Here is a 21968-nt window from a genome sequence, read left to right as displayed (position 1 = left end):
GATTCCAAGGACGGCGTCTGACGCTTTGGCGCTCGACGTGGGTGCAACTGTTCCACTCCGCGAAGTTTCGGTCAATAAATAAATCCACCTGATTTATATTCATTGACAAGCCGCAGGCCGTGGTGTTTCGTGAGGAGTGATCGGGCTGTCGAGGAGGCGGCCCGGCCCGCCGACCGGGCGCTACCCGGCGCATTTATCATTCAGTTTGGGAGGGTTTGTCCGTGACAATCCGCACGCTTCTCGCATCCACCGCCATCGTCGCCGCGACCGTTGCCGGGCTTGCCGCTCCGGCCGCCGCGCAGGAAGGCACCAAGGCCTGCCTGATCACCAAGACCGACATCAACCCCTTCTTCGTCAAGATGAAGGAAGGCGCCACCGCCAAGGCCAAAGAGCTCGGCATCGAGCTGTCGACCTTCGCCGGTAAGGTCGACGGCGATCACGAGACCCAGGTCCAGGCGGTCGAAAGCTGCATCGCCGCCGGCGCCAAGGGCATCCTGATCACCGCGTCCGACACCAAGGCGATCACCGACGTGGTCAAGCAGGCCCGCGACCAGGGCGTTCTGGTCATCGCGCTCGATACGCCGCTGGAGCCGATCGATGCGGCCGACGCAACCTTCGCCACCGACAATTTCAAGGCCGGCGAGCTGATCGGCCAGTGGGCCAAGGCAACGCTGGGCGACAAGGCGGCCGACGCCAAGATCGCGCTGCTCGACCTGTCGCCGTCGGCACCCTCGGTCGATGTCCTGCGCGACCAGGGCTTCCTCAAGGGCTTCGGCATCGACATCAAGGACGAGAAGAAGATTGGCGACGAGGACGACCCGCGCATCGTCGGCCATGACGTCACCGCCGGCAACGAGGAAGGTGGCCGCACCGCGATGGAAAACCTTCTGCAGAAGGACCCCGACATCAACGTAGTCTATACCATCAACGAGCCCTCGGCCGCCGGAGCCTACGAGGCGCTGAAATCATTCGGCAAGACCGAAGGCGTGCTGATCGTTTCCGTCGACGGCGGCTGCCCGGGCGTCAAGAACGTCGAGGAGGGCGTGATCGGCGCCACCTCGCAGCAATACCCGCTGGACATGGCGTCCAAGGGCATCGAGGCGATCGCCCAGTTCGCCAAGGACGGCACCGTGCCCAAGCCGAGCGAAGGGCTCGATTTCTTCGACACCGGCGTCAATCTGGTGACGGACAAGGCCGTCGATGGCGTCGAGTCGATCGACGTCAAGGAAGGCACCGATCGCTGCTGGGGCTGATCTTCCAAGTGGGCGGCCCTTCGCGGGCCGTCCACTTGACCCCGCCCGTCCCTCGCGCGTTGATGCGTTAGCGGCCCTGGCCTTCCGGAGCGACACGCCATGACTGAAACCACCGACAAGGGGGCGGATTTCGAATCCTCCCTGAGCCAGAGCGACAGCGCCGTCGCCGCCTTCGGGCATCGCCCGCGCGGCCCGCTCGGCAACCTGCAGCATTTCCTGCACGGCAACCCGACCATGGTGCCGGTCATCGTGCTCTTGCTGTCGGTGTTGGTGTTCGGTCTCGTCTCCGACAATTTCTTCTCCGCCTTCAACCTGTCGCTGATCATGCAGCAGGTGGCGATCGTCGGCATATTGGCGGCGGCGCAGAGCCTCGTCATCCTCACCGCCGGCATCGATTTGTCGGTCGCCGCCGTCATGGTGATGGTTTCGGTGATCATGGGCCGGCTGTCGACCGAGTTCGGCCTGCCGGTGCCGCTGGCGATTCTGGTCGGCCTCGTCGTCGGCGCGCTCACCGGCTTGCTCAACGGCATTTTGGTCACCCGCGTGCGGCTGCCACCCTTCATCACGACGCTGGGCACCTGGAACATCTTTCTGGCGCTGAACTATTATTTCTCCAATCGCGAGACCATCCGCAGCCAGACGCTCGACGCCGACGCGCCACTCCTGAAGCTGTTCGGCGAACGTTTCACCCTAGGCGGCGCGGTGCTGACCTGGGGCGTCGTCCTGATGATCGCGATCTTCCTGATCCTTTGGTACGTGCTCAACCGCACCGCCTGGGGCCGGCATGTCTACGCCATTGGCGACGACAAGGAAGCGGCGGAGCTCTCCGGCATTCGCACCGACCGCACGCTGGTCTCGGTCTATGTCGTCGCCGGCTTCATCTGCGCCATCGCCGCGTGGGCCTCGATCGGCCGCGTCGGCTCGGTCAGCCCCACGTCGTTCTTCGAGGCCAATCTGGAATCGATCACCGCCGTGGTGATCGGCGGCATCTCCCTGTTCGGCGGCCGCGGCTCGATCCTCGGGCCGATGATCGGCGCCCTCATTGTCGGCGTGTTCAATTCCGGCCTGCGGCTCGGCGGTGTCGACGTACTGTGGCAGGTCTTCGCCACCGGCTGGCTCATCATCATCGCGGTCGCCATCGACCAGTGGATCAGGAAGATCTCCGCATGAGCGCCTCCCAGACTCCCGTCCTGTCGGCCCGCGGCCTCGTCAAGAACTACGGCCGCGTCACCGCTCTCGACCACGCCGACTTCGACCTCTATCCGGGCGAGATCCTGGCGGTTATCGGCGACAACGGCGCTGGCAAGTCGACGCTGATCAAGGCGCTGTCCGGCGCGGTCGTCGTCGACGAAGGCGAAATCCGGCTGAACGGCGAGCCGGTGCGGTTCACCGCGCCGATGCAGGCGCGCGACGCCGGCATCGAGACGGTCTACCAGAATCTCGCGCTGTCGCCGGCCCTGTCGATCGCCGACAACATGTTCCTGGGGCGCGAGATCCGCAAACCCGGCCCGCTCGGCAAATATCTCCGGATGCTCGACCGCGCCGCGATGGAAAAGATCGCCCGCGACAAACTCTCCGAACTCGGGCTGATGACCATCCAGAACATCGCCCAGGCGGTGGAGACCTTGTCCGGTGGTCAGCGCCAGGGCGTCGCGGTGGCCCGCGCGGCGGCTTTCGGCTCCAAGGTGCTGATCCTCGACGAGCCGACGGCGGCGCTTGGCGTCAAGGAATCGCGCAAAGTTCTTGAGCTGATCCAGGACGTACGCTCGCGCGGCATGCCGATCGTGCTGATCTCGCACAATATGCCGCATGTCTTCGAGGTCGCCGACCGGATTCACATCCACCGGCTGGGACGGCGTCTGTGCGTCGTCGATCCGAAGAACGCGACGATGAACGACGCGGTTGCGCTGATGACTGGCGCCAAGCAGCCGGAGCCGGAGATGGCAGCGGCATAATTTCAAGCCGAGATGGTGGCGACCGGCGGCGCGTGACGTGCCGCCGGTCGCTCGCCGTCAGGCCGCGATCATGCCGTTCCTGCGAAGGCCTCTTTCGAGGGTCTTCGCCCGCTGGCGAGCCGGCCCTGAATGAGCCGAATTGCCAGCGTCGCCATCGGCGGTCGTGCGGATTTCGGCCATCATTCGCAACAGCTCGGAGGCCGTGTCCCTGAGCGTGACCGCGACTGCGGCCGCCTGCTCGACCATCGCCGCGTTCTGCTGGGTATGCTGGTCCATCTGCGCGACGGCGGTGTTCACCTCCTTGATGGCGATGGCCTGTTCACTGGACGTGTTGGCGAGATCGGCCACGCCAGCGGTGATCTCCGTGGAGCGTTCGACGATCTTGCCGAGCGCCTCGCCCGTGCCCCCGACCAGCTCGACCCCGCTCGCGATTTCCACCGAACTTGCCGAAATCAGCGTCTTGATCTCCTTGGCGGCCTCCGCCGAACGCTGGGCGAGCCCGCGCACCTCCTGGGCGACCACGGCAAAGCCGCGACCGGCCTCGCCGGCCCGCGCCGCCTCGACCCCGGCGTTCAGCGCCAGAAGATTGGTCTGAAAGGCGATCTCGTCGATCACCCCGATGATCATGCCGATTTCTTTCGACGACTGCTCGATCCGGCCCATCGCCGCGACCGCCTTCTGGACGATCTCTCCGACATTCCGGGCTTCGTTCATCGAACTTTGGACATTCGCCGAAACCTCGGCGGCGCGGCTCGATGCGCCCTGAACCCCAACGGCGAGCTGCTGCAGGGCGGCGGCGGTCTCTTCCAGGCCGGCGGCTTGCTGCTCGGTGCGGCGGGCGAGATCCTCCGATGCGCTGGCGATCTCCCGCGCGCCGGTTTCCACCGCCTCCGCCGATCCGCGCGTTGACGCGACGGTGCCCCCGAACGCCGTGACGGCCTGATTGAAATCGTCCTTCAGCGCCTGAAACTCTTCAGGAAACGCCGCCGTGATCGGTTGGGACAGATCGCCCTCGGCCATCCGCTTCAGCGCCTTGCCCAGTTCGTCGACGACGATGCTGCGAGCCGCGCCGCGTTGCTGCTCTTCCTGGATGCTTTTCTCGGACGCCTGCCGGGTGAGGATATCCAGATAGCTGGAGATCGTGCGCTCCATGTCGAGGAGCGCGACTTGGATCAGGGCGTCGATCGAGGCCGTGACCTCTTCTGTCTTGCCTTTGACGAAGAGGCCTTTCGGCCAGAGCTGTGCCAGGGTTCGGCTGGCGAGCGCTCCGAGCAGCGACCCGTAGCCAGCGATGAACTCTTTCGGCTCGAGGCCGATGCGCGCATGGGCCGTGCCGATGCGCTCCGTTCGCGCGACATGGGCGGCTCCGATTTCCCCCTTGGCGAGAGCCAGCCAATGCTCCTTCTGCTTGTCATAGGCATACTGCAAATGTCGTTCGTCGGTGAAGAACGCCTTCATGGATGAATTGCCACGGATCACCGTGTAGAACTGGTCAAGCGCGCCATCCAGCACGCTCGTGAGAATGGGTTCGATGCGTCGCAACGCGGCGAGGCTTGCGGCGTCCAAGCCCGCGGAGGCGGGCTCATTATTTTTCTGGGGGGTGCTGGCGTGCATGTTTTGACCCTTGGGGAAAGAAATTTCTACCGTATTTGGCTTCCTGACGTTTCCCGCCGGAATCGAACGTCGAATCACGCTCTCGCCTCGATATACGTAGCCAGACATCTTTATGAATTCGTTTACCTTGGGGCCCCGGTTGGCGTTTCACTTGAAGATGAGAGATCGAACAGGACACTCGCTATCGGGCTGGAAATCCCATCCGATTCCATTGGCATTGCAGCGAATTTTTCCGGCTTCGAACGCAATTCGCCAAGCCGGTCCGCGCAGCGGTTTCATCGTCGGACAAGGCATACGACAATTGTCGCAGTATTAATGGGCGGAAATCCTTTGAGGAGGGGCGCAGCGAGTTGCCACCGCTTCATTTTTCATCGAGCCTTCTCAGCCTTTTGCCTATTGTCTCGGATGAGATTTCGTCCGTCGACAATATAAACGCCACCTTCGTCTGGCGCTGAATTCCCCCGAACGCCGCCACCTCTCCCGTCCGCTATGAAGCGGCTCTGAAGGAGCGTGTATGACCTACGATCTCTATTACTGGCCGATGATTCCGGGTCGCGGCGAATATGTGCGCCTCGTCCTGGAAGCGGCTGAAGCGCCCTATCGCGACGTGGCGCGGCTGCCGGAAAGCGAAGGCGGCGGTATCGGCGCCATGATGGCGTTTGTCGCCGGCCGCCATGGCCATCGCACCCCGTTCGCGCCGCCTTTCCTTGTGGATGGAGATCTGCTGATTTCGCAAACTACCGAGATTTGTGTCTTTCTCGGCGAGCGTCATGGGCTTGCGCCGAAGGACGAAGCCGACCGGCTGTTTGCCCGCTCGATCGCTCTGACCACTGCCGATTTTGTCAACGAGGCGCACGACACCCATCATCCGGTCGGCATCGAGGACTATTACGAGGATCAAAAAAGCGAGGCGAAGCGGCGCGCGGCCGGCTTTCGCGACAAACGCATGCCGAAATATCTCGGCTGGTACGAGCGCCTGATCGCCGCCAATCCGGCTGGCTCCGGCTTTCTCGTCGGCGCTGACTTATCCTATGCCGATCTCGGCCTGTTCCAGACCCTTGCCGGCCTCGCTTACGCCTTTCCCAAGCGGATGGCGGCACTCGCTGCGGACTACCCGAAAACCGAGGCGCTGGCAGCGCGGGTCGCCGCCCATCCGGCGGTCGCCGCCTATCTGGCGAGCAAGCGGCGCATCGCCTTCAATGAGGACGGCATCTTTCGCTATTACCCGGAACTCGACGCCGACTGACGCCGACCCGACGCGCAAACGCCCCGGCACTGCGGTCGGGGCGTTGCAATCGATGGCGGCGGAGCGGAACGCCCCGCCCTACAACCTCATCAATTGGCGAGCTTGGAGGCGAACAGCGCCAGCGCCTTCTGATAGACACCGGCCCGATTCCAGTCGCGCAGCACCGAGAAATTCGGCTGCCCCTCCTGGTATCCGGCGCCCGGCCGCCAGCCATGCTGACGCAGGAAGTTCGCGGTCGAGGCGAGCACATCGGCCTTCGAATTGATCAGGTCGCGCCGGCCGTTGCCGTCGCCGTCGACGGCGAAGCGCAGATAGTTCTTGGCCAGGAACTGGGTCTGGCCGATCTCGCCGGCCCAGGCGCCACGCATATTCTCCGGCCGCATATCGCCGCGATCGACGATCGCCAGAGCCGCCAGCAGTTCCTCGGTGAAGAAGGCCGAGCGGCGGCAATCATAGGCCAGCGTCGCCAGCGAGCTGAAGATGTTCATGTTGCCGGAATTCGCACCGAAGCCGGTCTCCATGCCCCAGATCGCGACAATGACCTCCTTCTGGACGCCGTAGCGCTGTTCGATGGAGTTCAACAGGCCGGCGTTCTTCTGGATGATCCCTTTGCCCTTCTTGACGAAGGATGCCGGCGCCCGGCGCTGCATGAAGGCGTCGAGCGACAGCTTCATGGAATGCTGGTTGCGGTCGAGACTGATGACCTTGCTGCTGTACTTTGTCGGCATCAGCGCGGATTGGATGGTGCCTGCGGAGATTCCGGCGCGCTGCGCCTCCTGGGCGAATTGCTGTTTCCATTGGTTGAAGCCGCCGGGACCATTGCCACACTGGGCGGCCAGCGCCGGAGCGGCGGTTACGCCAAGTGCCAGTGCCAAAGTCGCGGCGAGCGCCCGGATGGATGTCAGTCGAGCCTTCATGGGGTTTTCCTTGTGCAGATGCATTGAAAGCGACAGCCTGGGCCGGCCGTGTGGAGGTTGCGGGGTTGGACGGACAGCGATCCGCCGCTAACGCAAGTGGAGCGCCAAACGGGATTCCGCCGCTATCGTCGCCAAAAAACGTGAAACCATTGGGTTTCTTACCCTATTAGGCCATCCTTGCGTAGTGCAGGGATGCGACAATGTCCGTCGGCGTAACACTTTGGGTAAACGGATCGTTCCTGCGACACCCGTCCGGGTGATGCGCCCGCGTGCGATTGCGGCTTCGGGAGCAGCGATCGAGCACCGACCGCCGAACGGTCGGCATTGGTCTTGGCGGGGATGAATTGGTCCGTCGCCCTTAACGATTTTTTGCCTGAAAGTGGGGCAGGTTGCGCGCATGACCGACGCTGCTCCGCACCCTTCCTCACCATCCCTCGACGCCCTGCCGATGCGGGCCAGGTCGGCCTGTGGCAGTTCGAGACCGAGAGCGGCCGCCTCGTCTGGGATCAGCGAATACGCGACATCTACGGCATGGGTCCCGGTCCCGCCGAGGTGCCACGTTCGACCTGGCACGAGCACCTTCACCCGGACGATGCCGCCGCGGCCGAGCGCGCCATCGCGATCACGGCCGAAACCGGCGAGCCGATGAAGACCTCCTACCGGATCGTCAAGCCAAACGGCGAAATCCGGCATCTGCAGGCGCTCGCCCGGCGGGTCCACTATAGCGACGCGCCGCCGCTGCTTGTCGGCAGCATCTGGGACATCACCGAGCAGGTGCAAAACGCCGCGGCACTCGCCGCCGAAAAGGAATGTCTGCGCATCACGCTTCAGTCGATCGGCGACGCGGTCATCAGCACCGACGTCGGCAACCGCATCACCTTCGCCAATCCCGCCGCGGCGCGTCTGCTGCGCAGCGCCCAAGCGGCACTTGTTGGCGCCAATATCGACGACGTTTTTCCTCTGGTCGACGAAGAGACCGAGGCACCGCTCGCCTCCTCCACCCATCGTGCTGTCCTGTCGCGCCGCACCGTCGACCGTGAAGAGAATGCGATTTTCGTGCGAAGTGACGGCAGTGGGCGGGCGGTCCGCGATCTCGCCTCGCCGATCATCAATCCCGACGGCCAGGTGGTCGGCGCGGTTCTGGTAATCCAGGATATCACCAACGCCCGCACGCTGCAGCGCCAACTGGCCTACGCGGCGCGGCACGATTCCCTGACCGGACTATTGAACCGGGTGGCGTTCGAGGAAAACCTCCAGGCCGCCATTGGCAGTCGCGACTGCGCGCTCCTCTATCTCGACCTCGACCGTTTCAAGATGATCAACGATACGGTCGGCCATGCGGCGGGTGACGCATTGCTGAAGATGGTCGCGCGCACGCTGACGGGATTTCTGCCGCGCGAGACCGTCGTCGGACGTCTGGGCGGCGACGAATTCGCCGCCGTCGTTCCGGTCGCCGATATGGACGACGCGACGACGATCGCCTCGGGGCTGCTCGCCGAAATCCGTACCCGCCGGCTACATTGGGGCGGCAAACACCACGAGATCGGAGCCAGCATCGGTATCGCGGCGATCGATGATCCGGGGCTGGATCTCGAAACCGCCACCGCGCGCGCCGATGCCGCCTGCTACGCCGCGAAATCCGCAGGTCGCAACCGCGTATCCGCCTATTCGGCAAGCGTCGGGGCCGCGCAACGCAATCTGGCTCAGATCCAGGTCGCATCGGGATTAGCCGACGCTCTCGCCGAGCGGCGCCTGGTGGTCTTCGGGCAGGAGGTTCGGGATCTCGACGCCCCTTCCCAACCGGGCCACCATATCGAGATCCTTTGTCGAATGATGGCCGCGGACGGCTCGATCATTCCGCCAGGCCAGTTCATTCCGGCCGCGGAGCGATTTGGCCTGATGGGCTCCGTCGACCGCTGGATCATCGAGCATACGCTTGAAACCCATGCCGCCAGCCTGAGGGCGAACGGCTTGTCAGTCGCCATCAACCTGTCGGCCAATACCCTGAGCGACCCCGAGCTTTGGCCGTTCGTCAAGACAGTCATCGAACGCACCAAGGTCGAGCCGGCCTGTCTCGTCTTCGAAATCACCGAGACGGCAGCGGTCGACAATTTCGTCGCGGCCGAACGCTTCGTCCGCGACGCCCGCCGGGCCGGTTGCCGCATCAGTCTCGACGATTTCGGCGCGGGCTTGAGTTCCTTCGCCTATCTCAAACGCTTCCGGGTCGACAGCATCAAGATCGACGGCGCCTTTGTCCGAAACCTGGCGAAAAGCCGCTTCGATCGAGCGGTCGTCGCCTCGATCGGTACGATCGCCCACGAGTTGGGCGTCGATGTCATCGCCGAGCGGATCGAGGATGCCGAATCCGTCACCATTCTGCGATCGCTTGGCATTGGCTATGGCCAGGGGTTTTTCTTCCACCGGCCGCAGCCGCTTGCGGAGCTCTTGCAGGCGCGCCAGGACGTGGGCATTCGCAAAGCGGGCTGAACGACGATCCTGGAGCCGTGAAGCGAGCAAGGTGGGCAGATCGGCACGATCTAATGCGCGATCAGAACCGGCACGGTGGCCTTGCTCATGATGTGACGCGTCGCGCCGCCAAAAATCATCTGCCGGAGGCGGCTCTGGGTATAGGCACCCTTGATCAGGAGATCGCCGCCAAGCGCCTGCACATGCTTGAGCACGGCTTGACCGGGCGAGGACTCGCTGTCGCGCGTCGTGGCCTCGGCGGCGATACCCGCTCGCAGCAGATTGCGCGCCAGACTCTCACCGCTCGGCCCGTCGACCTCCCATCCGTCGACGCTCAGAACGATCACCCGCTGCGCTTTTTGAAGGAACGGCATGGCCAATGCGACGGTCCTGGCAGTTTCGGTGCTGCCGTTCCAGGCGATCACGACAGTCTTGCCGATCGTCGTCGCCCCCGACGGCGGCACCAGCAAGAGCGGACGGCCACTTTCGAATAGCGCCGCCTCGACAGTCGCGATCCGGGTTGGCTCTCCGGCCACGTTCGGGCGGCCCAGCACGATCAGGTCGAACAACCGCCCGTAACTGCCGATGTGCAGGTCTGTCGCCAAATGCCGACCGGCCCAACCGAAAGAGGGCGCGTTCGAACCGTCACTGTAGGGCGGAACGCCGGCCTGGTTCATGAACTCATCGAATGCGCGATGCGCCTGGTCCATGAGTTTTTGTTGCGAATCCAGGTCGAGCGTCGGCGCGGCGACGATGAATTCGGCCGAAACGACCTCCGGCAATTCGGGGCGCTGCGCGATGCCCTCGATGTAGCTACCGAATATATCGGCCACGAGACGCGCTGTCTCCAATACCGGCCACATCCGCCCATCCGAATTGACCGGAACGAGAAGGTTCCTCATGGCGCTTGCCATTCAACGCTAGAGCATCGGACCAAAAAGTGGGCTCCGGTTTTTGGATAACTCGATGCTCAATCAAGATGTTAGCGCGTCCTTTGGGCGCCCGGATGGACGCACGACGCGCTAGAGAGCAGGCGGGACTGAGAATTTGCGGATCATCAATGCTTTCCGACCGGCACCCTCCGCCAAAGCGAAATCCAGGAGTGGCTAGGGAGAGCCTTCTACGACTTTAGCGGCTCATCAGCCACTCCCGGAGACCTGTCAGTGAGAAGCCGCTACGCGGGGACCCGAACATCAGCCCCGGCGGTTTTCGCGGCATCGTACATAGGTGGTTCCATGGAGACCTCCCCGGCGTCTTATACGCAAGGAAAGACTACGCCCGCACCTCGCGGCGTCAAGGGAATTTTTCGTCGTTCTGCGCCAACCCGCCACGGCCGATCGTGATGGCGCCGCGATCCCGCACTCCGGCGCCACATCGCACCATTGGCGAAGGAACGGCCCTCGACCGCGTCGCCGTGGCTGCCAAAATTGCAGCGCATCCCCCATTTGAGGGATGCGACAAAACCATGTCGGTCGTAAAAGAGAGAAGTTCTTCGAGGGGTCATCGACCCCGCGAAAAACTCATCGCTCGCCGTCAACTGCCCCAATAAGCGGCGAGCGATGATTTTGATTTGTGGGTCCGCTCCCGATGGCCGGCCGGGCTCGCCGCCCACCGGCAATGCTCGCGCTCCGATACACATTCAACGACGGCCGCAGCTTCTGGCGAGCGTTGGCGTTCCGGACCGGCTCGCCAGCGTCAGATCATGCGACCGTGAATTGTCCCGCCGCCCGGCGACGCGTAGGATCGCGGCACCGGATTGTCCGGCATGGGGGCTGGGTTCCCATCGCGTTGCGCCTGGCCCCTCCCGACAAGGGAGGTCCGTCGAGATGAAATTCCTCGTTCTTGCCACGGCGGCGGCGATCGGCTTTGCCGCCCCGGCCTTCGCATTCCAGTGTCCCGCCGACATGGCGACCATCGATCAGGCGCTGGCGACCAAGCCGGTGAGCGATGCCGACCGCGCCAAGGTCAACGCGCTCCGTCAAGAGGGCGCACGACTGCATGCGGCCGGCTCGCACGCGCAATCGGTGCAAAAGCTCGCGCAAGCGAAGCAGATCCTGGGCGTCCGTTAGAGCGCCGTGCGTCCATTCGGACGCACAAAGGACGCTCTACCGCTTTGATTGAGCATCGGAGCTATCCAAGAACCGGATTCCACTTTTTGGTCCGATGCTCTGGAAACGAGCACGTCCCAATACGGGCGATCGCCCCCGTGGAAAGAGCGGCGCGATACCCGCCATGATCGGAACCTGCGATCGCCTTTTGAGGACGTTCGCCCGCCGGGCGTATCCGCCGCGCGGCCGCCTTACAGCGGTATCATCCGCTTGTGCTCCAACCGCATGCCTTCCCGCAGCACTTCGATTGGTCCGGGAAACGCGATGACAAAGGCCAAATCGACATTCAGGAACCGCCGGCCGCCGGAGACGGTCTCATAGACCTGGATGTCGAGATTGTCGTCGTCCCCAAGGAAGTCCTTACGGACGAATTCCGCGATCATGGCCTTGTCCGTGACGTGCTTGACGAGCACGAAGCGCTGCACGTTGTTGGCGGCATGTTTCAGGTCGTTGTCGAGGTAGCCGACATAGCCGAAGCCGAACAGGCCGAACACCATCAGGAAGAACGGTACGCTCACCGCCGCGAACTCGATCGAGGTGGTCCCTTGCCGACCCTCGAGGAAACGCCTGACTGGCCCGACCCGCATCCCGCTCATTGAACCTTCACATCGATCCGAGCGCCAAGGTCGACCGCTCCGGCGATAAAGGTATCGATCCGGTATGAGCTGGCCAGGCGGAGCCACTTCTCCGGACCGGCGCAAGCCGTCTCGCCGCGCCCACCCACCTGCATGACGCCGCTTTCGAAACATGCTTCCGTCGCCTGCACCTCGAGCTGCAACACGCCCGCTTCGGCGGCAGTGGTGGTTTTGGGCGAATCGCTCGAAGAAAAGGTGGTCGTTGTCGCAGAATAGCCGTTCTGATTGAGAAATTCGGCCACGCCCTCGGCATCGTCGCCGAGCCGGATGGCGCCCTCGACGGCAATGCGAAGGGCGTCGTCGAGCGAGGCTTGCGCCTCGAAGCGAAGCGCGTAGTCGGCGGTTCCGATCGCCGCGATCGCGAACAACGGCGCCAGAATCGCGAACTCCAGCGCGGCGATCCCAGACTCGTTTCCGCGAAAGCGTTTCGGGCGGAATGCCATCGCTAGTCCGTGATCCATGCTGATCGGTTGACGACCAGGTCGCTCTGTCCCTCGCCGCCGCCGACGCAGGTGCTGTCGAAGAAGCTCGAGCCCTTGTAGGCGATCGACCCGCCGATGATCCGCGTGCAGCTGGCAACGCTGGTGGCATTGCCGTTGATCTTCACGTCGGACGAAGGGAAATAGATGATCCCCGACAGCGCCACGTCCGCCGTGCCGTTGTGCGTAAAGCCGTCACTGTCACGGCCGAACAGCAGAATATCCTTGAGTGGCCCGGTCTTCGGGGCCGTCAGCTCGACCCGGGCATGACCGTTGATCGACAGGCTGGCGTTCTTCTCGAAGACCAGCGTCACGCCGTCGCCAGTGACCTCGGTGCCCGAATTCAGTTTGAGGTCGCTGGAGAAGACGTAGGTGCCAGGCTCAAGGCGCACGGATCCGGTAAAATCCAAGGCAGAGCACCGGCCGGGGCGGATGGTCTTCACGATATTCTTCTTCGTGCCTGAAACGCTGATCGAACACGTTCCCGAGACCTGGGGCGTAGCCACGAAAGCCAGCGGGTCGGCGATCGGGGCAATGCCGGTCTGTTCTGCCTCGCACACCGTCTGGTTCGGGTTCACACCCTGGATGCCGCCGACGGTGACCAGGCATTCCATATCGAGCGAAGCGGAGCCGAAACGGTAGATCGAGTTCGTCGCGCGCGAATTCGACGCGGCGACGCAATTGCGCAGCCGCACCTGACCGTTGCCTCCGAAGGAGAGCGCCGGGCCGGTCTGATTGAGCGCGACGAGACAGGCGGACGAGCCGGCGGTGGCTTCCGCCACCGCGCTCTTGGCGATGTCGATGTCCGCATTTCCGAAAACCAGCGAGAAATAGCGCTGCTGCTTCTCCGAGATCTGCACATTCGTCTTGCCGGCGGAATCGAAATCGACATCAACCGTGACAGTATCGGCCGGAAACCCTGCCAGAATGGCTTGCGCGCGGGCTCGTTGCCGCACAGTGTCGAGACCGACACCGTCTTTCCTGAGCAGGGCAGAGGAATACGCGACGGCGTCGGTCACCGTCGTGAGCTTGACCTGACGGGCACGCCACATCGAGGCTTCCACGCCAATGGCCATCATGCCGACCGCCGCGGGCAGCACCAGCGCCCCGATGATGGCAATGGTGCCATCCCGGTTCCCGGCAAAGCGTCGGATCAGTCCGCGCAGCGGCTTCACGCCTATCTCCTGTTTAAATTCAATTCCTTAGCGTGCCAGCAAATTCCTTCCACTCCGTTGACAAAAAGAGTGACATTTCACCGCAGGGCATGGAGCGAGCGTGAGATCGCCCGCCGCCGCGGCCTCCACCCCCTGACGCCAGCGGTCTGCCACCCGCTACAGCGGAGGAAGCGACACGGCGCGCCGAAGCGCCGCGCGACTTTGTCGCAGCCGCTGGCCGCTCCGATCTGTACGTGGAAGGCTTGAGTTTACTCGGGCAGTGGTCTCGTCCGCTGACGGAGAACGGCCGATCAGCCGCCGAACAGGCGCCGAAACAAGGACCGGTCGCTCGACCGGCCGGGATTGACGCGGCCTTCCACCGTCACGCCCGGCGGCGGCGGTCCGTCATAAATGACGACCCCCTGCCCGCCGACATCGGCGGGCGGAAGCGGCGCGCCGGCCTGATTGTAATATTGATCCTCGCCGGCTGGCATCTCGGAATCGTAATAGCGGTCCTCACCATAACCACTGTCCGCGGTGAGCGGTGCTTCCGCCTCGCCGATCCGGTAGTCGCCGGGAAGCGGCACGGCCGGCAGGCCTTCATGGGCGGCGGTCATGAAATCGTGCCAGGCCTGCGCCGGCAACGACCCGCCGGTGACCTTCTGCATCTTGGCGCCGTTGTCGTTGCCGAGCCAGACGCCAGCGGTCAAATTGGCCGTGTAGCCGAGGAACCATGCGTCCTTGTAATCCTGGGTCGTTCCGGTCTTGCCGGCGGCCTGCCATCCCTCGATCGCCGCCTTGCGGCCGGTGCCGCCGGTGACGACGCGGGTGAGCATCGCGTTCATCATCCCGACGATGTCAGCGGAGACGATGATCGGCGGAACCTCGGCGCCGCGCTCCCATAGCACTTTGCCGCTCTCGGTGGTGATGCGGTTGACGAGGTGCGGAGTCGCCCGATAGCCGCCATTGGCGAAAGGCGCGAAGGCCCCGGTCAACTCCAGCAGCGAAACCTCGGACGTGCCGAGCGCGATCGAGGCATTGTCGACCATCGGCGACTCGATACCCATGCGCTTGGCGGTCTCGATCACCGCCGGAGCGCCGACATTGTCCACCAGCCGCGCCGCGACCGTGTTCAGCGACTGGCGGAGCGCGTCGGCAACGGTGACCGGGCCACGATAGCGATTGTCGTAGTTCTGGGGCGTCCAATTGCCGATCTTGACCGGCGCGTCGTCGATCACCGTCTCGGGACGCCAGCCGTTTTCAAGCGCCGTTTCATAGACGAAGGGCTTGAACGATGAGCCCGGCTGACGCTTGGCGTCGACGGCGCGGTTGAACTGGCTCTGGGCGTAGTCGCGGCCACCGACCATGGCGCGGATCGCACCGGTGCCGTCGACGGCGACGAGCGCGCCTTGCGAGACATTCTGCTTGGCGCCGTCGATGGTCTGACGGATGACCTTCTCGGCAGTCCTTTCGAGTCCGAGATCGATCGTCGTCTCGGCGATGACGTCCTCGGTCACATTACCAATGAGATCGCGAATGTCCCGCATGACGAGGTCGGCGGCATAGTGCTCCGCGCCGGTCCAGTAGCTCTTGGCGGTGGTCGGCTGCTGCGCCTTGGCGGCCGCGTATTCGGCCTCGCCGATGAAGCCCGCCGAGCGCATCGCCCCCAGCACCACCTCGGCGCGCGCCTTGGCGGCAGCCGGATCGCGGGCGGGCGACAGACGCGACGGCGCTTTCAAAAGCCCGGCGAGAAGCGCCGCCTCACCCAGATCGACCTCGGAAGCCGTTTTGTTGAAATAGCGCCGCGCGGCCGCCTCGACGCCGGTCGCGCCCGAGCCGAAATAAACCCGGTTGAGGTACATTTCGAGGATCTGGTTCTTGGTGAACTTGGTCTCCAGCCACAGCGCCAGGATCGCCTCCTGGATCTTGCGCTGAATGGTCTGTTCCGGATTCAGGAAGATGTTCTTGGCCAGCTGCTGGGTCAGGGTCGAGCCGCCCTGCACCGTTTCGCCTGCCGCCAAATTCTCGTTGAAGGCGCGGACGATACCGACCGGATCGATGCCCCAATGCTCGTAGAAGCGCCGATCCTCGATGGCGATCACCGCCTGCGGAATGTACGGGCTGACTTCGTCGAGCGAGACCGCCTTGCCGCCGGTCAGGCCGCGATTGGCCATCAGTTCGCCGCCGACCGAAACGATTTTGACGTTCGGCGGGCGATCCGGGATCGCCCAGGCTTCCTGCGGCAGCTTGACGGCGAAATAACCGACCACCGCGGCGACGGCGAGGCCGCCGACGAGGCCGAGCATCAGGAACAGCCGGAAGATGTGGCCGAGGAAGCCGCGCCGGCGCCGTCCACCCCCCGACCCGCCGGAACCACCGCCTTTCGACCGCCGCGCGGTCGAAGCCGGCTTGGCCGTGCGGGTTTTGGCACGGGTGGTCTTGTCGCGAAGCTTGCGGCGCGCGTCGTTGCTCGCCATCGGCACGGTTCTGTCGTCGGCGCTGACGTGGAAATCGTCGTCGCCTTCCGGCCCGTCGAAGGTCGGTTCGATACGCTCGTGCCGTCGTGCCATTTAGCCCAAAGCCCTTTCGGCGAAGAGCATGCCGCCGCGGCGACGGCCCACCCTCAATCATCCCCTTACCAGCGGGAATGCAGTCTAATTGCGGCGATTTAACGGGGCGTTAAGCAATTGAAGTCGGGCTCGGGCGCCAGCGTCGGCGTCCCGGAACCTTGGAGCATCGAACCAAAAAGCGGAACCCGGTTTTTGGATCATTCCGACGCTCAATCAAACTGTTAGAGCGTCCTTCGTGCGTCCGGCGCTTTAGAACAGGTCGAGCGAGAAACGGCGCGAGATGCCGAGACCGAAGGTATACTGGTTCTCGTCGCTGGCCTTGACGATCGGCGAATCCTTGGCATCGCCGACCAGCCGCTCATAGGAGGCGTCGGCATTGAGGAACCAGTCGGGGACCACCTCGTAGCGCGCCGAGGCCGCGACTCCGACGCTCTTGAAGCCGCCTTCGGGCGCATAGGTGGTGAACCGGCCGCCGGAGGCGAAGGCTTCCGACGTCGTGACCCCGAAATAGGCGTCCATGTAGTCGCTGGAGGCAAAGCTCGCGGTCGGACCGCCCTTGAGGATGATCCGCTCGGTCGGCCGCACGATCAGATTGGCGCCGATGTCGCCGACGAGGCCCTCGCCGCCACCGAAGGCGTAGCGCGCGGCGCCGTAGATCTCGGCGTTCTCCCATTCATAGCTGGCCTTGAGGCCCAGCTCGAAGGTCGCGTCGACATCGTTCAGTCCGGCGAGTTGGGGAAAATCGGATGTTTTGCGCTCGCCGGTGTAACCGAAGGACGGACCGATGGAGAAACCGCGACCATCCTTGCCGCCGAAGGCCCCGATGCCGGGAATGCTCAGATATTCGACGCTGATGATCGGCACCGGGGTGATCTGATATTCGTCCGAGCCCTCATAGTCCGGCGAGACGAAGCCGGAAATGCCGAGCTCGAAGACGAAGTCCGCGTCGCCGTAATCATTGGCGGCAGGGGCGAGCGGCGCCGGGTTCGGATCGTAAGGCCCGGCGACGTGATCGGCCGCTGTCGCGGCGAGGCTCGAGCCGATAAGAAAGGCGAGCGCCGCAACGCCAGTACGCACGATCATGTCCTGATACTCCAGCCATTCGCGCCTCATTCCGCCGCTTGGGCGCCGGGCACGTTATGCCCCTCGTTCATACCCGATATCCGGCGATCGACAATGATCTTATGCCGGGTTCGCGACCATCCGCGCTGTTTCCGTTCCCGCCGTTGCCCGGCGACCACAGCGGCGGTTCCTCGCGACTGCGCCGCAATCAAAAAAGGGCGCGGCATTTCCCCTTACGTCAGTTTCGGTTAGTATACTTTTCATACATTACTTTGATTGCGGGAGCCCAGATGAGCACTCTGGAGGCACTGGGAAAAGTAGCGGGTATCGGGGGGATTGCGCTCGGCGTAATGGCGCTGGTTTATCTGCGTGCCGTCGGACCCAATATCGGCGGACTTTCCAGAGAAAACGCCTTCCGGCTCCTTCGCACGATGATGATTCTTTCCTTCCTCGTCGCGATCGGGGGTTTGGCTGCATGGACCTGGACGGCAACTCGCCTCGCCGCGCAAGAGGAGGCGTTGACGGAATGCGTTGCGCGACTGGCAGCGAACCGGTCGAATGCCGTCAGTCCATCCCCTCCCCCTCTGATCTCCGCCGGCCGTAATATTCAGGCGGCGGGGGATATCCGCATCGAAGGCGCCGACCGTCTGGCTCTCGCGGCCATGCGGGCAGAGTGTGGCGATGTCATCGCGGGCGGCATTATAGACGTGGAAGCCAAAGGCGATGATGCACGAGCCCGCTGAGCCAAAAACCTGGAGAGCGAATGCGATCGATCGGTTTTGCCTCGTCGTCTTCCTTGCTTCGCTGTCTGGCGCTTACCTGCCTTTCTCCGAGCTGCGGGCGCAGGACATCGAAACGTCACAGCCACTGCGCGCGGAACGCGACATCAACGCACGGGATATCATCGTCAACCGGGGGTATACGGAAGACCAGCTGACTGCGGCGGTTCGCGGCAGCTCCGAGTACAGCGCCCGGATCGCCCGCGATCTTGGCATCACCGAATCGGCCGTGACGAATTTTTTCCGGATTCTGGGACGGGAGAAAGTTGCCCCGGACCGGCTTTTGGAGAAGCTCGCCGAGATTGCCGAGCGTCATGTAGAGCAGATCGCGCGTCTTCGAGCGCTCGATCCTGACGATCCTGCCACGCGGACGCTCTTGGAAGACGCCACCCGCGCGATCGAAGAGGGGCGGTTGACGGACGCAGACCTCATTCTGGAGCGGGCGGAGGAGACGGAATTGGCCGCCGCCCGCGCTGCGCGGAGCCTTGCGCGGCAGGCCGATCGCGCCGCCGAGAAACGCCTCCTGACCGCGGCCGAGGCCCGGGCGGAGCGCGGCGGAATAGCGTCGCAACAGCTCGATTTTCTGAGGGCGGCAGAGCATTTCGAGGAAGCGGCCGACATCGCCAAGGAGGCGTCACCGGAGCAGGCGACGAGCTATGCGCTGGAACAGGCGGGCGCGCTGTATCGACACGGGTTGGAGAAGGGCCACAATCAGTCGTTGCGGCGAGCAGTTACGATCTATCGCGGCGCCCTCCAGGAGCGCACACGCGACCGCGTGCCCCTCAACTGGGCCATGACCCAGAACAATCTCGGCAACGCGCTCCAGACCCTCGGCGAGCGCGAGACCGGCACCGAACGCCTCGAACAGGCCGTCGACGCCTACAACGCCGCCCTCGAAGAATATTCCCGTAACCGCGTCCCCCTCAACTGGGCCATGACCCAGAACAATCTCGGCAACGCGCTCCAGACCCTCGGCGAGCGCGAGGCCGGCACCGAACGCCTCGAACAGGCCGTCGACGCCTACAACGCCGCGCTCGAAGAATATTCCCGTAACCGCGTCCCCCTCGACTGGGCCGCAGCCCAGAACAATCTCGGCAACGCACTCCAGACCCTCGGCGAGCGCGAGGCCGGCACCGAGCGTCTCGAACAGGCCGTCGACGCCTACAACGCCGCCCTCGAAGAACGCACACGCGACCGCGTCCCCCTCGACTGGGCCGCAGCCCAGAACGATCTCGGCAACGCGCTCCAGACCCTCGGCGAGCGCGAGACCGGCACCGAACGACTCGAACAGGCCGTCGACGCCTACAACGCCGCCCTCGAAGAATATTCCCGTAACCGCGTCCCCCTCAACTGGGCCATGACCCAGAACAATCTCGGCAACGCGCTCCAGACCCTCGGCGAGCGCGAGGCCGGCACCGAACGCCTCGAACAGGCCGTCGACGCCTACAACGCCGCGCTCGAAGAATATTCCCGTAACCGCGTCCCCCTCGACTGGGCCGCAGCCCAGAACAATCTCGGCAACGCACTCCAGACCCTCGGCGAACGCGAGACCGGCACCGAGCGTCTCGAACAGGCCGTCGACGCCTACAACGCGGCCCTCGAAGAACACACCCGCGACCGCGTCCCCCTCGACTGGGCCATGGTCCAGAATAATCTCGGCAACGCGCTCCAGACCCTCGGCGAGCGCGAGGCCGGCACCGAACGCCTCGAACAGGCCGTCGACGCCTACAACGCCGCCCTCGAAGAATATTCCCGTAACCGCGTCCCCCTCCACTGGGCCTTGTCCCAGAACAATCTCGGCAACGCGCTCCAGACCCTCGGCGAGCGCGAGGCCGGCACCGAACGCCTCGAACAGGCCGTCGACGCCTACAACGCCGCCCTCGAAGAACACACCCGCGACCAGGCGCCCTATCAATGGGCCCAAACGCAGGAGAATCTGGCCATCGCGTTTGTCTCGCTATTCCGGAAGGCCAACGAGCATAGTCGATTGCGCTCCGCCCTCGACGCCGTCGACGGCGCGCTGGAGGTCTACCGGGAAGCGCAATCGGCCTACGACCTCGGAACTGCGGGGCGATTGCGCGCGGAGATCGTCGAAGCAATGGGCGGAACGGACGACTGAGAGCCCACCGCCGCAACGAAAAAGGGCGCGGCACTCCCTCGGCGCCGCGCCCTTCGTCTGTCCCCGCTCGTCATGCGAAGTGCATGGGCTCCGCGAGTGCGGTATCCCCGTGATCGATCAAAATAGAGCCATTTTATTAACCACTCGTTAACCCGCCGCCCCGCCGAGCGCCGCCAGCACCCGCGCCCAGGAGCGCTGGCCCTTGTGGAAAGAGGTCATCTCGTACTTCTCGTTCGGCGAATGGATGCGGTCGTCGCCGCAGCCAAAGCCGATCAACAGCGACTCCATGCCGAGCCTGTCCTTGAACTCGCCGACCACCGGGATCGAGCCGCCCATGCCGATCATCACCGCCGGATTCGGCCATTCGTCCGACAATGCGGCCCGCGCCTTTTCGAGCCAGGGCGAATCGAACGGCAGCTGGATCGCCGGCGAGCCGCCATGCGGCGAAAATTCCGCCGTGCAATCGGCCGGCAGACGCGCGGTGACAAATGCGCGGAAGGCGGCGCGGAGCTTTTCCGGGTCCTGGCGGAACACCAGCCGGAACGAGACTTTCGCGAAGGCCTCCGCCGCGATCACCGTCTTGAAGCCCTCGCCGGTGTAGCCGCCGGACATGCCGTTGAACTCGGCGGTCGGCCGCGCCCAGACCTGCTCCAGCACCGAGCGGCCCTTTTCGCCGGCCGGCACCTCCAAGCCGACCTGGCCAAGGAAATCCGTCTCGGAAAAATCGAGATCGTCCCAGATCGCGCGGACGTCGTCCGGCAATTCATCGACGCCGTCGTAGAAACCGGGGATGGTGACGCGGCCGTCGTCATCGTGGATGTCGGCGAGAATCCTCGCCAGCACGCGGATCGGGTTCTGGGCGGCGCCACCGAAATAGCCCGAATGCAGATCCCGGCTCGCCGCCTTGATCGTCACTTCCTCGCCGACGAGGCCGCGCAACCCGGTCGAGATCGCCGGCGTCTGCCGGTCCCACATATTGGTGTCGCAGACCAGCGCCACGTCGGCCGACAGCTCCGTGCGGTTGGCGTCGAGGAAGGGGTTGAGCGAGGGCGAACCGGATTCCTCCTCGCCTTCGAGGAAGATCGTCACCTTGCAGGGCAGCCCGCCGGTCTCGGCCTTGTAGGCCCGGCAGGCCTCGACAAAGGTCATCAGCTGGCCCTTGTCGTCGGCCGAGCCGCGCGCCACGATCCGCTTGGTCCCGTCCGGCATCTCCCGGATCGTCGGCTCGAACGGCGGGCTCTCCCACAACTCCAGCGGGTCAACCGGCTGCACGTCGTAATGGCCGTAGAACAACACATGCGGAGCGCCGGAAGGCCCGTCGTGATGGGCGACGACCATCGGATGGCCGTTCGTGTCGCGCACCGAGGCGTCGAAGCCGATCGCGGCGAGATCGCCGGCCAGATACTCCGCCGCCCGCCGGCAATCGGCGGCATAGGCCGGATCGGTCGAGATCGACGGGATTTTCAAAAGCTCGGTCAACCGGCCGAGCGCGCGGTCGAGATTGAGGTCGAGGCAGGCAAGCACGCTGTCGAGATCGGCCATGTATATCCCGTCGTTGGAGAAGGCGCCGCACGGGCGGCTGCCCCATTCAGGTCACAGCCGGGCGTCGGA

Annotated in this window: 17 protein-coding genes; 8 read left to right on the top strand and 9 right to left on the bottom strand. The window is 64.3% G+C overall.

The genetic code is table 11. From position 1 onward, the window contains the following. Positions 1-221 precede the first annotated feature (221 nt). The 3 genes from VQ044_RS06030 (at position 222) to VQ044_RS06020 (ending at position 3208) form a co-directional block, all read left to right on the top strand. Positions 222-1253 carry a sugar ABC transporter substrate-binding protein gene (locus VQ044_RS06030; RefSeq protein ID WP_327646026.1) on the top strand — a complete coding sequence of 344 codons (1032 nt, stop codon included), beginning with the start codon at positions 222-224 and terminating at the stop codon, positions 1251-1253. A gap of 99 nt (positions 1254-1352) precedes the next feature. Beyond that, complete coding sequence (locus VQ044_RS06025) at positions 1353-2423, top strand: ABC transporter permease (protein WP_327623663.1); 1071 nt, start codon at positions 1353-1355, stop codon at positions 2421-2423. Beyond that, complete coding sequence (locus VQ044_RS06020; RefSeq protein WP_327646025.1) at positions 2420-3208, top strand: ATP-binding cassette domain-containing protein; 789 nt, start codon at positions 2420-2422, stop codon at positions 3206-3208. The genes VQ044_RS06025 and VQ044_RS06020 overlap by 4 nt, the downstream gene beginning before the upstream one ends. Positions 3209-3265: 57 nt before the next feature. Here the strand turns inward: VQ044_RS06020 and VQ044_RS06015 are convergent, their stop codons facing one another. Then, positions 3266-4774, bottom strand: coding sequence for a methyl-accepting chemotaxis protein (locus VQ044_RS06015; protein ID WP_327646024.1), 1509 nt, complete (start codon positions 4772-4774; stop codon positions 3266-3268). 562 nt (positions 4775-5336) lie between these two features. On the opposite strand from VQ044_RS06015, the gene VQ044_RS06010 reads away from it, so the two are divergent. Beyond that, positions 5337-6068, top strand: a complete 732-nt coding sequence (locus VQ044_RS06010) for a glutathione S-transferase (RefSeq protein WP_327646023.1) — start codon at positions 5337-5339, stop codon at positions 6066-6068. 89 nt (positions 6069-6157) lie between these two features. Here VQ044_RS06010 and VQ044_RS06005 read toward each other — a convergent pair whose 3' ends face one another. Then, positions 6158-6985 carry a lytic murein transglycosylase gene (locus VQ044_RS06005; protein ID WP_327646022.1) on the bottom strand — a complete coding sequence of 276 codons (828 nt, stop codon included), beginning with the start codon at positions 6983-6985 and terminating at the stop codon, positions 6158-6160. A gap of 339 nt (positions 6986-7324) precedes the next feature. Here VQ044_RS06005 and VQ044_RS06000 point away from each other — a divergent pair, with 339 nt between their 5' ends. Beyond that, complete coding sequence (locus tag VQ044_RS06000) at positions 7325-9472, top strand: EAL domain-containing protein (RefSeq protein WP_327646021.1); 2148 nt, start codon at positions 7325-7327, stop codon at positions 9470-9472. Between the two features lie 50 nt (positions 9473-9522). On the opposite strand, the gene VQ044_RS05995 is transcribed toward VQ044_RS06000, so the two are convergent. After that, entirely contained in the window at positions 9523-10353 is an 831-nt protein-coding gene (locus tag VQ044_RS05995; RefSeq protein ID WP_327646020.1) for a universal stress protein, read from the bottom strand. A gap of 924 nt (positions 10354-11277) precedes the next feature. Between VQ044_RS05995 and VQ044_RS05990 the strand changes: the two genes are divergently transcribed. Then, positions 11278-11520: a hypothetical protein gene (locus VQ044_RS05990; RefSeq protein WP_327646019.1), complete on the top strand. Its 243-nt coding sequence runs from the start codon at positions 11278-11280 to the stop codon at positions 11518-11520. A gap of 230 nt (positions 11521-11750) precedes the next feature. Here the strand turns inward: VQ044_RS05990 and VQ044_RS05985 are convergent, their stop codons facing one another. The 5 genes from VQ044_RS05985 to VQ044_RS05965 all read right to left on the bottom strand — a co-directional run bounded on the left by VQ044_RS05985 (position 11751) and on the right by VQ044_RS05965 (position 17480). Continuing rightward, entirely contained in the window at positions 11751-12155 is a 405-nt protein-coding gene (locus tag VQ044_RS05985; RefSeq protein WP_327646018.1) for a TadE/TadG family type IV pilus assembly protein, read from the bottom strand. Beyond that, positions 12152-12637, bottom strand: coding sequence for a TadE/TadG family type IV pilus assembly protein (locus VQ044_RS05980; RefSeq protein ID WP_327646017.1), 486 nt, complete (start codon positions 12635-12637; stop codon positions 12152-12154). Before VQ044_RS05980 ends, VQ044_RS05985 begins: the two co-directional genes overlap by 4 nt. A 2-nt stretch (positions 12638-12639) precedes the next feature. Further along, on the bottom strand, positions 12640-13848 hold the full coding sequence (locus VQ044_RS05975) for a TadE/TadG family type IV pilus assembly protein (RefSeq protein WP_327646016.1): 1209 nt from the start codon (positions 13846-13848) through the stop codon (positions 12640-12642). 290 nt (positions 13849-14138) lie between these two features. Further along, positions 14139-16397, bottom strand: a complete 2259-nt coding sequence (locus VQ044_RS05970; protein WP_327646015.1) for a transglycosylase domain-containing protein — start codon at positions 16395-16397, stop codon at positions 14139-14141. A 249-nt stretch (positions 16398-16646) separates the two neighbouring features. Beyond that, complete coding sequence (locus tag VQ044_RS05965) at positions 16647-17480, bottom strand: MipA/OmpV family protein (RefSeq protein ID WP_327646013.1); 834 nt, start codon at positions 17478-17480, stop codon at positions 16647-16649. 269 nt (positions 17481-17749) lie between these two features. Between VQ044_RS05965 and VQ044_RS05960 the strand changes: the two genes are divergently transcribed. After that, positions 17750-18202 carry a hypothetical protein gene (locus VQ044_RS05960; protein WP_327646011.1) on the top strand — a complete coding sequence of 151 codons (453 nt, stop codon included), beginning with the start codon at positions 17750-17752 and terminating at the stop codon, positions 18200-18202. Beyond that, positions 18183-20357, top strand: a complete 2175-nt coding sequence (locus VQ044_RS05955; protein ID WP_331827651.1) for a tetratricopeptide repeat protein — start codon at positions 18183-18185, stop codon at positions 20355-20357. Before VQ044_RS05960 ends, VQ044_RS05955 begins: the two co-directional genes overlap by 20 nt. Before the next feature lie 147 nt (positions 20358-20504). Here the strand turns inward: VQ044_RS05955 and VQ044_RS05950 are convergent, their stop codons facing one another. Further along, positions 20505-21899 carry a M20/M25/M40 family metallo-hydrolase gene (locus VQ044_RS05950; RefSeq protein WP_327646009.1) on the bottom strand — a complete coding sequence of 465 codons (1395 nt, stop codon included), beginning with the start codon at positions 21897-21899 and terminating at the stop codon, positions 20505-20507. Positions 21900-21968: the final 69 nt, after the last annotated feature.

Source organism: Aurantimonas sp. C2-5-R2 (assembly GCF_036549495.1).
GTDB classification, from domain to species: Bacteria; Pseudomonadota; Alphaproteobacteria; order Rhizobiales; family Rhizobiaceae; genus Aurantimonas; species Aurantimonas coralicida_A.
The sequence above is the reverse complement of the archived record's forward strand: the minus strand, read 5'-3'. Positions and strand labels throughout refer to the sequence as shown.

Coding starts and splice junctions, on each gene's coding strand:
- VQ044_RS06025 (WP_327623663.1), top strand. CDS start 1,353: ATGACTGAAACCACCGACAAGGGGGCGGATTTCGAATCCTCCCTGAGC.
- VQ044_RS06020 (WP_327646025.1), top strand. CDS start 2,420: ATGAGCGCCTCCCAGACTCCCGTCCTGTCGGCCCGCGGCCTCGTCAAG.
- VQ044_RS06010 (WP_327646023.1), top strand. CDS start 5,337: ATGACCTACGATCTCTATTACTGGCCGATGATTCCGGGTCGCGGCGAA.
- VQ044_RS06005 (WP_327646022.1), bottom strand. CDS start 6,985: ATGAAGGCTCGACTGACATCCATCCGGGCGCTCGCCGCGACTTTGGCA.
- VQ044_RS06000 (WP_327646021.1), top strand. CDS start 7,325: ATGAATTGGTCCGTCGCCCTTAACGATTTTTTGCCTGAAAGTGGGGCA.
- VQ044_RS05995 (WP_327646020.1), bottom strand. CDS start 10,353: ATGAGGAACCTTCTCGTTCCGGTCAATTCGGATGGGCGGATGTGGCCG.
- VQ044_RS05990 (WP_327646019.1), top strand. CDS start 11,278: ATGAAATTCCTCGTTCTTGCCACGGCGGCGGCGATCGGCTTTGCCGCC.
- VQ044_RS05985 (WP_327646018.1), bottom strand. CDS start 12,155: ATGAGCGGGATGCGGGTCGGGCCAGTCAGGCGTTTCCTCGAGGGTCGG.
- VQ044_RS05980 (WP_327646017.1), bottom strand. CDS start 12,637: ATGGCATTCCGCCCGAAACGCTTTCGCGGAAACGAGTCTGGGATCGCC.
- VQ044_RS05970 (WP_327646015.1), bottom strand. CDS start 16,397: ATGGCACGACGGCACGAGCGTATCGAACCGACCTTCGACGGGCCGGAA.
- VQ044_RS05965 (WP_327646013.1), bottom strand. CDS start 17,480: ATGATCGTGCGTACTGGCGTTGCGGCGCTCGCCTTTCTTATCGGCTCG.
- VQ044_RS05960 (WP_327646011.1), top strand. CDS start 17,750: ATGAGCACTCTGGAGGCACTGGGAAAAGTAGCGGGTATCGGGGGGATT.
- VQ044_RS05955 (WP_331827651.1), top strand. CDS start 18,183: ATGATGCACGAGCCCGCTGAGCCAAAAACCTGGAGAGCGAATGCGATC.
- VQ044_RS05950 (WP_327646009.1), bottom strand. CDS start 21,899: ATGGCCGATCTCGACAGCGTGCTTGCCTGCCTCGACCTCAATCTCGAC.